Origin of the sequence: Streptomyces pathocidini (assembly GCF_001418495.1) — a bacterium.
Classification (GTDB): domain Bacteria; phylum Actinomycetota; class Actinomycetes; order Streptomycetales; family Streptomycetaceae; genus Streptomyces; species Streptomyces pathocidini.
In genome coordinates this window covers 1-9,780 of the sequence record NZ_LIQY01000183.1, presented here as the reverse complement: position 1 = coordinate 9,780, position 9,780 = coordinate 1, and the positions used below count along the sequence as shown (strand labels likewise).

The 9,780-nt window shown below is 74.4% G+C and carries 9 protein-coding genes and 2 pseudogenes; 6 read left to right on the top strand and 5 right to left on the bottom strand.

From position 1 onward, the window contains the following. The 4 genes and pseudogenes from AOK16_RS27130 to AOK16_RS10845 form a co-directional block, all read left to right on the top strand. A pseudogene (locus AOK16_RS27130) lies at nt 1–743 on the top strand (hypothetical protein); the annotation flags it as partial. Between the two features lie 323 nt (nt 744–1,066). Continuing rightward, complete coding sequence (locus AOK16_RS10855) at nt 1,067–2,503, top strand: amino acid permease (protein ID WP_055472043.1); 1,437 nt, start codon at nt 1,067–1,069, stop codon at nt 2,501–2,503. A gap of 55 nt (nt 2,504–2,558) precedes the next feature. Then, complete coding sequence (locus tag AOK16_RS10850) at nt 2,559–2,879, top strand: 4a-hydroxytetrahydrobiopterin dehydratase (protein ID WP_055472042.1); 321 nt, start codon at nt 2,559–2,561, stop codon at nt 2,877–2,879. A 5-nt stretch (nt 2,880–2,884) separates the two neighbouring features. Further along, complete coding sequence (locus AOK16_RS10845; protein ID WP_055472041.1) at nt 2,885–3,094, top strand: cold-shock protein; 210 nt, start codon at nt 2,885–2,887, stop codon at nt 3,092–3,094. A gap of 152 nt (nt 3,095–3,246) precedes the next feature. Here AOK16_RS10845 and AOK16_RS10840 read toward each other — a convergent pair whose 3' ends face one another. Both AOK16_RS10840 and AOK16_RS25480 read right to left on the bottom strand, forming a co-directional pair. Continuing rightward, nucleotides 3,247–4,086: an aldo/keto reductase gene (locus AOK16_RS10840; RefSeq protein ID WP_276202492.1), complete on the bottom strand. Its 840-nt coding sequence runs from the start codon at nt 4,084–4,086 to the stop codon at nt 3,247–3,249. Nucleotides 4,087–4,213: 127 nt separating this feature from the next. Then, a pseudogene (locus tag AOK16_RS25480) lies at nt 4,214–4,342 on the bottom strand (ketopantoate reductase C-terminal domain-containing protein); the annotation flags it as partial. 114 nt (nt 4,343–4,456) lie between these two features. On the opposite strand from AOK16_RS25480, the gene AOK16_RS10835 reads away from it, so the two are divergent. Both AOK16_RS10835 and AOK16_RS10830 read left to right on the top strand, forming a co-directional pair. After that, nucleotides 4,457–5,236: an MBL fold metallo-hydrolase gene (locus AOK16_RS10835; RefSeq protein ID WP_055472040.1), complete on the top strand. Its 780-nt coding sequence runs from the start codon at nt 4,457–4,459 to the stop codon at nt 5,234–5,236. Further along, complete coding sequence (locus AOK16_RS10830; protein WP_055472039.1) at nt 5,233–5,934, top strand: DedA family protein; 702 nt, start codon at nt 5,233–5,235, stop codon at nt 5,932–5,934. Before AOK16_RS10835 ends, AOK16_RS10830 begins: the two co-directional genes overlap by 4 nt. Nucleotides 5,935–6,089: 155 nt before the next feature. Here the strand turns inward: AOK16_RS10830 and AOK16_RS10825 are convergent, their stop codons facing one another. The 3 genes from AOK16_RS10825 to AOK16_RS10815 all read right to left on the bottom strand — a co-directional run bounded on the left by AOK16_RS10825 (nt 6,090) and on the right by AOK16_RS10815 (nt 9,760). Then, entirely contained in the window at nt 6,090–7,193 is a 1,104-nt protein-coding gene (locus AOK16_RS10825) for an MBL fold metallo-hydrolase (protein WP_055472038.1), read from the bottom strand. A gap of 42 nt (nt 7,194–7,235) precedes the next feature. After that, nucleotides 7,236–8,477 carry an aminotransferase class I/II-fold pyridoxal phosphate-dependent enzyme gene (locus AOK16_RS10820; RefSeq protein ID WP_055472037.1) on the bottom strand — a complete coding sequence of 414 codons (1,242 nt, stop codon included), beginning with the start codon at nt 8,475–8,477 and terminating at the stop codon, nt 7,236–7,238. Between the two features lie 458 nt (nt 8,478–8,935). Continuing rightward, complete coding sequence (locus tag AOK16_RS10815; RefSeq protein ID WP_079101247.1) at nt 8,936–9,760, bottom strand: RNA polymerase sigma factor SigF; 825 nt, start codon at nt 9,758–9,760, stop codon at nt 8,936–8,938. Nucleotides 9,761–9,780 lie beyond the last annotated feature (20 nt).

The window sequence follows — 9,780 nt, the reverse complement described above, 5'->3', positions numbered from 1 at the left end:
CAGTGGTGCTGGGCTCCGGCAATCTGGGGCTGGTCAGCTTCCCCGACCTGCCGGGACGGGTGAGCCGGGAGCTGATCGAAGCCCGGTACCCGGCCCTGCTGCGCACCCTGGCGGAGCATCCGGGGGTGGGGTTCGTGCTGGTGCGCAGCGAGGTGCACGGGCCCGTGGTGCTGGGGGCGGACGGCGCGGAACTCCGGCTGGACACGGGCGAGTTGGTCGGCAACGGGCCCCCGGCGGTGCCGGGGGACCCACTGGCCCCGGCACCGGGCCCGGCTCTGGGCTCAACCCCAGGCCCGGCCCGGGGCCCGGCTCTGGACCCTGCTCCGGGCTCGACTCCAGGCTCGGGGCGGGGCCCGGCTCCAGGCCCGGCTCTGGGCTCGGCCCGGGGCTCGGTTCCGGAGAATCCGCTCGCCCGCTTCGGGCCGGGCGCGGCGGAGGCGGTGCGGCACACGGCCGGGTTCCCGCACGCGGCGGACATCATGGTCAACTCGGCGTACGACCCGGCGACGGGCGAGGTGTACGCGTTCGAGGACCAGATCGGCTCGCACGGCGGGCTCGGCGGCGACCAGGCGCGGGCCTTCCTGCTGTGGCCGGCCGAGCTCTCCCCACCCGTGCCGGACGGCCGGGACCTCGTGGGCGCGGAGGCCGTCCACCACGTCCTGCGCCGCTGGCTCCGCGAGGCCTCAGGCCCGGAGATACCCATCGCCGGGGACACCGCCGAGGACGCGGCGACCCACGCCTGACAGGCCGGGCAGGCTCACGCCTGATGGGGACGGCGGCCCACGCCTACCCCGGAGCGGGGCGTCCGGGCAGGCACGCAGGCACGCAGGCACGCAGGCACGCAGGCACGCAGGCACGCAGGCACGCAGGCACGCAGGAGGATGCACGCCCGGACGTGCTGTTCACCGTCCGATTTCCGACGTCCGGGGCCCTTCCGGTGGACATTCGACCGCGATTTGAAGGCCGGTTGTCCGATAACCGAACATGAGGTGCCTCCCCCGGCGACGCCGGTGCGGACGGCCGCACCCGCACTCGTATCCGCACGCCAGGAAGGCAGAGCACCGCCATGCTCGAAACCGGAACCGCCCCGCAGTCGGCTCCGGCCCGGGAAGACAGCGTTCCGGTCCAGGAAGACCAGCCGACCGCCGCGACCACCGCGGGCGCCGCGCCCGAGGACGGCCCCAGCAGCCGGCACGCCCGCCGGTTCGGACTGCCGGTGGCTACCACGCTGGTGATGGGCAACATCATCGGCGGCGGGATCTTCCTGCTCCCCGCCTCGGTCGCGCCGTACGGCACGGTCAGCCTGGTCGCGTTCGGGGTGCTCACGATCGGCGCCATCGCGCTCGCGCTGGTCTTCGGGCGGCTCGCGCGGCGCGACCCGCGCACCGGCGGGCCGTACGTGTACGCGCGGGAGGCCTTCGGCGACTTCGCGGGCTTCCTGGCCGCGTGGGCGTACTGGATCACCACCTGGGTGAGCAACGCGGCCCTCGCGGTGGCGGCCGTCGGCTACCTCGACGTACTGCTGCCGCTGCACGGCTCGAAGTGGGCGATGCTGGCCGCCGCGCTCGTCCTGCAGTGGCTGCCCGCCCTGGCCAACCTGGCGGGCACGCGGTACGTGGGGGCGGTGCAACTGGTCTCCACCGTGCTGAAGTTCGCGCCCCTGCTGCTGGTGGCGGTCGGCGGGCTGTTCTTCTTCGACCCCGGCAACCTGGGCCCCTTCAACGCCTCGGGCGGCAGCGCGCTCGGCGCGGTCTCGACGTCCGCCGCGATCCTGCTGTTCAGCTACCTGGGCGTGGAGTCGGCCGCGGTCAGCGCGGGCGAGGTGCGCGACCCCCGCCGCAACGTGGGGCGCGCGACCGTGCTCGGCACGCTCGGCGCCGCGCTGGTCTACCTCCTGGGCACGCTGGCCGTCTTCGGCACGGTCGCGCACGACAAGCTGGTCGACTCGGGAGCGCCGTTCTCCGATGCCGTGAACGCCATGTTCGGCGGCACCTGGGGCGGCACGGCGGTGGCCTGCGCGGCGCTGGTGTCGATGGTCGGCGCGCTCAACGGCTGGACGCTGCTGAGCGCCCAGACCCCGTACGCGGCCGCCCGGGACGGGCTGTTCCCGGCGCGCTTCGCCGAGAAACGGCGCGGGGTGCCGACCTTCGGCGTGCTCGTGACGGTCGTCCTGGCCTCGCTGCTGACCGTCTACAACTACACGGCCGGCACGGCCCGGGTCTTCGAGGTCCTCGTGCTGATCACCACGTTCACGGCCACCGTCCCGTATCTGCTGGCCACCGCGGCCCAGCTGTACTTCCTGCTCTCCGGCCGCCGCGACCGGGTCGCCCCCGGCCGGTTGGTCCGGGACTCCGCCCTGGCGCTTGCCTCCTTCGGCTTCTCCCTCTGGCTGGTGGCGGGCTCCGGCTACGCGGCCGTCTACCAGGGCGTGCTGTTCCTCTTCGCGGGCGTCCTCGTCTACGCGTGGATGTCCGCCCGCAAGGCCCGAGCGGCGGCGGGCTGAGCCGTCCGGTGGCAGGCTGGGGGTAAGGCAACCCCCAGCACGGAGGGCGTGGGACATGGCATCCGAACCGCTGTCGCGGCAGGACATCGACAAGGCGCTCGGCGAGTTGTCCGGGTGGGCGCTGGCCGGCGACCGGATCGAGCGGACGTACACCTTCGAGGGCCATCTCGCGGCGGCGGCCATGGTGGGGCAGATCGCCAGGGTGCAGGAGGCGCTGAACCACCACGCCGACCTGACGCTCTCGTACAACAAACTCACGGCCTCGGCGAACACCCACAGCGCCGGCGGCAAGGTGACCGAACTCGACCTCGAACTCGCGCACCGCATCGAGCAGATCGCGGCCGAGCACGGGGTCGGCGGAACCAAGGGGCGGTGAGGCGTATGCCCGAGGGAAAGGTGCTGTTCTACGACACCGACCGGGGTTTCGGCTATCTCGTGCCGGACGACGGCGGCCCGCATGTGCAGGTGGACGAGCGGGCGCTGAACGTGACCGACTCCCTGAGGAAGGACCAACACGTCACATACGAGCTGACCAAGGGGTCGGGGGGCGAGTGGCGGGCGTTCAACGTGGTCCCCACGGAGGGGTTGTAGCCCCGCTCCGGAACGAATAACGCGGCGCCGACCGGGAGTTGCCCGGACGGCGCCGCGTCACACGCCCAGCTTCAGCGCCACGTCATACGCTCCGCGCCGGCGCCGCGCCGTGCGTTCCGCGCCGGCGCCGCGTCATGCGTTTCGGCGAAGGGTCAGGCGGCGCCCATCTCGAAGGTGGCCGGGTCCGGGCCCAGGCGGCGGCCCGCGTCCAGGCCCGCCAGGGTGGCCAGATCGGCCTCGTCCAGCTCGAAGTCGAAGAGGGCGATGTTCTCCCGGATACGGGACGGCGTCACGGACTTGGGGATCATCACGTTGCCCAGCTGGAGGTGCCAGCGCAGCACGATCTGCGCGGGCGTGCGGTCGTGCTTGCGGGCGAGCTCGGCGATCGTGGCGTCCTCCAGGACGCCCTTGCCCTGGCCCAGCGGCGACCACGCCTCGGTGGCGATGCCGTGCTCGGCGTGCGCGGCGCGCGACTCGCCCTGCTGGAGCCACGGGTGCAGCTCGATCTGGTTGACGGCCGGGACGACGGAAGTCTCCTTCACCAGCGTCCGCAGGTGCTCCGGAAGAAAGTTGGACACGCCGATCGCCTTGGCGCGGCCGTCCGCGTAGATCTTCTCGAACGCCTTCCAGCTGTCGACGTAGGTGCCGCGCGAGGGCAGCGGCCAGTGGATCAGGTAGAGGTCCACGTAATCCAGGCCGAGCTTGGACAGGGAGGTGTCGAAGGCGCGCAGCGTGGAGTCGTAGCCCTGGTCGCCGTTCCACAGCTTGGTGGTGACGAACAGCTCCTCGCGGGCCACGCCGGAGGCGGCGATGCCCTTTCCGGTGCCCTCTTCGTTCGCGTACACGGCCGCGGTGTCGATGGAGCGGTAACCGGACTCGATCGCGGTGACCACCGACGCCTCGGCCTGGTCGTCCGGCACCTGCCAGACGCCGTAGCCGAGCTGCGGCATCTCCACGCCGTTGTTCAGGGTGATGTTGGGGACCTTGCTCACGAGGGGTCGATCCTTCTCGTTGTCGGAGACGATGCTTGCGGTACATGCGGTACTTCCAGCATCAACGATCTTCGTCCGGCACGCATTCCCGTCTCGCCTGATCGAAAACCCGCCGGGCCGCCGCGGCTCACCGCCCGCCGAGCTCGGCCACCACCCGCCCGGTGACCGGCGCCGCCACGCCCAGCCGCCGCGCCGCGCGCAGTACCGCGCCGCCGATCGCATCCAGCTCCAGCGGCCTGCCCGCCTCCGCGTCGCGAATTCGGGCTTCAGGATGTCAGGGACAGCAGACCGAGTGCCCGGCGGCACCCGCAAGGCATACGCTCGACCGTGCGGATCACCGCACACCTCGGCAGGCGGTGGGAGGAGGCGCGTGGCGGTGGAGATCACGTGGTGGGGGCATGCGACCGCCACCGTGGCCGACTCCGGGGTCCGGGTGCTGACCGATCCGCTCTTCGTGCGGCGGCTGGCGCATCTGCGGCGGCGGCGCGGCAAGCTGCCGCCGCCCGAGGCCGCCGCGGCGGACGTGGCGCTCGTGTCGCATCTGCACGCCGACCACCTGCACCTGCGCTCACTGGCCCAACTCGCCCCCGGTACCCGGCTGCTGGTGCCGCGTGGCGCGCAGCGCGCCGTGCCGGGGCTGCGGCGGCTGGCCGCGGGCGGGCTGCGGGTCACCGAGGTCGCGCCGGGCGACGAGGTGGCGGTCGGGGCCGTCGAGATCCGCGCGGTGCGCGCCGCCCACGACGGTCGGCGCCGGCCGTACGGGCCGCACCGCTCCCCCGCGCTCGGCTACGTCGTGCGCGGCGAGGCGCGGACCTACTTCGCAGGCGACACCGGCCTGTTCGAGGACATGGCGTACGAGGTGGGGCCGTGCGACGTGGCACTGCTGCCGGTCGGCGGCTGGGGCCCCTACCTCGGCCCGAGCCATCTGGACGCCCGCCGGGCCGCGCAGGCCCTCGCCCTGCTGCGCCCGGTCAGCGCCGTCCCGGTGCACTACGGCACGTACTGGCCGATCGGCATGGATGCCGTCCGCCCGCACGAATTCCACGCCCCGGGCGAGGAGTTCGTACGCAACGCGGCGCGGCTGGCGCCGGGCGTGGCGGTGCACCGGCTGGGGCACGGGGAGAGTGTGCGGCCGGAGGTCGCGCGATGATCCTCGACCTCGTGCGGGAAGTCCAAGGCGTGGCGCGGAACGTGGTGGAGGCCGTGCCGCCGGAGTCGACGCAGCGGGCCGTCGGGTACCCGTCGCTGTTCCTGCTGGTCGTGCTCGGGTCGCTGGTGCCGGTGGTGCCGACCGGGGCCGTGGTCAGCTCGGCCGCGGTGGTGGCCTTCCACCAGACCGCGCCCTTCTCCCTGCTGGTGGTCTTCGCGGTGGCGGCCCTCGCCGCGTTCCTCGGCGACCTCGGCCTCTACTGGCTCGGGCAGCGCGGCGTCGGCTCGAAGAACGGCTCGCGCTGGCTGGAGCGGCTGCGCGAACGGGCCGCGCCCGAGCGGTTGGAGACGGCCCGGCAGAAGCTGGAGACCCGCCGCGTACCGGTACTCGTCGTCTCCCGGCTGATCCCGGCGGGCCGGATCCCGGTGATGGTCGCCTGCCTGCTGGGGCGCCTGCCGATGCGGCGGTTCGCGAGCGGTGACGCGCCCGCGTGCCTGGCGTGGGCCGGGGCGTACGCGCTGATCGGCATCCTGGGCGGCTCGCTGTTCCCCGAGCCGTGGGAGGGCGTGGTGGCGGCGGTCGCGCTGGCGGTGGCGGTCAGCACGGCGCCGACGCTGTGGCGGCGGACGGTTCGGCGGGGAGCGGTCGAGCGGGAGGACGAGCCGGAGTCGCAGTCGGAGGGGCGCGACGCGGATTGAGACCGGCAGGGGAGACGCGGATTGAGACCGGCAGGGGATGGGCGCCCGGCCACCGCCCCCCGTCCGGCTCCGCTCTTTTCAATACACCGCAGAACCCCGAATGGTTCCATCCGTTTCCGGGCTCCGCCGAGCCGTGCGCCCCTTCCCCTCCCGTTCTAGGAGTTGTCCAGTAGCACCCGCGAGCCGCCCACCGGCAGGTCCCACAGGTCCTCGCGGGGCCGGCCCGTCGCCTCCCACGCCGCGCGGACCCGGGTCAGCGGCTCCAGCGGCGGCTCCGCCGAGAGCAGAAACGTGCCCCAGTGCATGGGCGCCATGGCCCGTGCCCCCAGGTCGAGGCAGGCCTGCACCGCCTCCTCCGGATCGGTGTGCACCGACCCCAGCATCCAGCGCGGGTCGTACGCGCCGACCGGCAGCAACGTCAGGTCGATACCGGGGAAGCGGCGGCCGATCTCGGCGAACCAGTGGCCGTAGCCGGTGTCGCCCGCGAAGTGCACCCGGCGCCCGGCCGTCCCGTCGGGCCGCGTCTCGGTGAGCAGCCAGCCGCCCCACAGCGAGCGGCAGGTGTCGGTCAGGGTGCGCTTGCTCCAGTGGTGGGCGGGCACGAAGTCGAACCGGACCGCCCCCTCCCCGCCCGCGGCGGGCAGCTCCACGGCCTCCCACCAGTCGAGTTCGGTGACCCGCGTGAACCGGCGGCGACGACACCACGCGCCGAGCCCCGCGGGCACGAACAGGTGGGTGTCGCGCGGCAGCCGCCGGAGGGTGGGCGCGTCCAGGTGGTCGTAGTGGTTGTGGCTGATGACCACGGCGTCGACGGGCGGCAGGTCCTCCCAGCGGACGCCGACGGGCGTGACGCGGGAGGGCGTACCCAGGATCCGCCGCGACCACACCGGGTCGGTGAGGACGGTCAGGCCGCCGATCCGTACAACCCAACTCGCGTGCCCCGCCCAGCTGACGGCGGCCGTGCCGCACGGCTCGGGCAGCGGGCCCCGCAGGGCGACCGGAATGCGCGGGATGTCGCGGCGGGCCTCGGCCGCGACCGGCCGCAGCCCGCCCTCGCGGGCGATACGGGCCAGGGCACGCACCCCGGGCAGCGGGGAGGTGAGCCGGTCGGCGAAGGACCGGGGCCAGCGGCGGCGCTCGCCGAGGGGCAGGGGTTCGGACGGCCGTACGGGCGGGTGGTCGCGCCCGGCGAGTGCGCCCTCTGAGGGCACGGCGGTCCGCTCGGCTTGTCCGGTGGTCCGCTCGGACTGCTCGGTCATCGCGGGGCTCCGTCCAGTGTCATCGCGGAGCTCCGGCCGATGTCATCGCCGGGCTCCGTCCCGTTCCGCGAGGGCTGATCCGAACAGCCTCAACGCCGCGCGCACATGCGGCAATTCCAGCGGGTCCGGGGCGGTGAGCGCCGCCAGCCGCTCCTCCTCGGACGCGCCGAGCAGCATGCCGGTGGACAGGCGTACGCGCAGCGCGTCGGGGGCGTCGCCGAAGCGGTGCCCGCCGGGGACGGGTACGCCGAGGCGGGCGGTGAGGTCGTCCTCCAGCTCGACGGAGTCGGTGACGCCGAGCGCGGCGAGGGCGGGGCGCAGCGGGTCGAGGTCGGCGTAGAGGTGGCTGCCGGCCTGCGGCGGGCGGGCCACGGCGCCGGCCCCGGTGACGGTGGCGTGGAGGGCGGCGGCCAGGGCCGCGTGCACGCGGGTGGCCGCGGCGGCGCGGGCCGCGACGGTCTCCGGTTCGGCGAGGGCGTGCGCGGCGGCCGCGGCCACGGGGGGCGTGAGCAAGGCGCGCAACGCGGCGAGGGCGTCGAGCGTGGCGGCGCGCAGTTCGGCGCCGCGCCAGGTGCCCGGAAAGCGGGCCACGGCGGCGGGCCAGCCGGGCGGTACGAGGGCGGCGCCGAGGTCGGCCAGCACCACGACGTCCTGCGGGTGCATCTCGGCCGGGCTCAGCAGGACGGTGGCGGCCGGGTCGTGCACGGTGTCGCGGTAGGTCTCGTCGCTGACGATCAGCAGCCCCTCGCCGAGCGCCGCCTCGCAGACCTCGTGCAGGAGCTCGGGCGGCGCGACGGTCCCGGTCGGGTCGTCGGCGACGGACAGCAGTAGCACCCGGGGGTCGCCGCCCTCCTCGCGCACCCGCCGTACGGTCTCGAGCAGCGCGAACGGGTCGGGTACGCCGCCGCACTCGGCGGGGGTCGGCACGTGGTAGGCCTGGCGGCCGAGCAGGCGGGGCTGCGGGGCGTACCAGGCGGCGCAGGGGCGCGAGAGGAGGACGTCGCCACCGGTCGCAGCGAGCAGGGCAAGCAGCAGGGGCTCGGCGCCGGGCGCGGCGGCGACATGGAACGGGTCGGTCCACAGGCCGCGCCGCGACCAGTAGCCGCAGGCCGCGTCGAGGGTGCGGGCGCCGCCGCCGACGGGTTCGGGCTCGGCGTGCGCGGCCGCGGCGGCGAGCCGCGCCGCGAGCTCCGGCAGAACGGGCAGCCCGGGTGCGGCACCCGGCGGCCCGAACGGCACGGGCCCCCGGCCGTGGGCCTGCCCCTCCGGTGCGGTCTGCTGCATGCGGCGCCTCCGCTCCCGATCCGACGCCCTCCGCCTTCCGCCTCTCGGACGGCGCCACGCTTCCACCTTCGCAGATCACCCCGAACCGGCAACGCCGCGCGGTCGGCGCGCCGCCGGTGCGGGCGCGGTCGGCACCGCCGGTCCCCACCAGGGTCCTTGCCCGCCGTCGCGGCGGGGTCTTGGTGCGGGCCGCGCCATGCGGCGGGCGCCGCTTGTCGCGCCGAGTGCGGCGCGAACTTCCGCCGCGACGGGGCGACAAACCCGACGGTGAGACCGTCGGTGCCGAACCGGCCGCCGCCCGCGGGGCCTGTGTCGAGCCCGCGCGCGACCCTGCCGGAGCCTGCCGGTGCGCGCCGTGAAACGGCCCCCGCGCCGCGGCTCCGCGGAGAGTCCGCGGGGAGCTGCGGCACCGGGGCATCGTCCGCCCGACCGGTGATCAGCGTCCACCCGACCGGTGGTCAGCCGGCGTCGGCCATGACCTGGTCGCAGAGGGTGGCGCAGGTGCGGCTGATGAGGCGGGAGACGTGCATTTGGGAGATGCCGAGTTGTTCGGCTATGCGGCTTTGCGTCATGTCGCAGAAGAAGCGCATGTAGAGGATCTGCCGTTCCCGCTCGGGCAGGCAGCTCAGCTTCGGCTTCAGCGCTTCGCGGTCCACGACCCGGTCGTAGCCGGACTCCTGGTCGCCGAGGGTGTCGACGAGGGCGTACCCGTCCTCGGAACCGGGAAGTTCCGCGTCCAGGGAGAGCGGGGTGTAGCTGTCGAGGGCCTCCATGCCGATGAGGACTTCCTGCTCGGTCATGCCCGTGTGCTCGGCGATCTCCCGCACACTGGGCCCCCGCCCGTCCAGGGAGTGGGAGAGGTCGCGGTGCGCCGACCGTACGCGGTTGCGCAGCTCCTGGACCCTGCGGGGGACGTGCAGGCCCCACATGTGGTCACGGAAGTGCCGCTTGACCTCACCCACCACCGTCGGCACCGCGAAACTCTCGAACGCGGTCCCACGCGCCGGGTCGTAGCGGATGACGGCCTTCACCAGCCCCAGGGCGGCGACCTGCTCCAGGTCCTCCAGCGACTCCCCGCGGTTGCGGAACTGCCGTGCCAACCGCTCCGCCATCGGAATCCACGCCTCCACCACCTGCCGCCGCAAGGCCTCCTTCTCCGGCCCGTCCGGCAGATGCGCCAACTCCTGGAACTCCGCAGTGGTGTCGGGGGCGTCGTCATGCGGGTGCCTCGCCGAGGACCGCTTGGAGCGCGAGGTGGGAGGCGTCGGAGGCGCGGGGGACATCGCGGCCGCCGCCGGTGCCG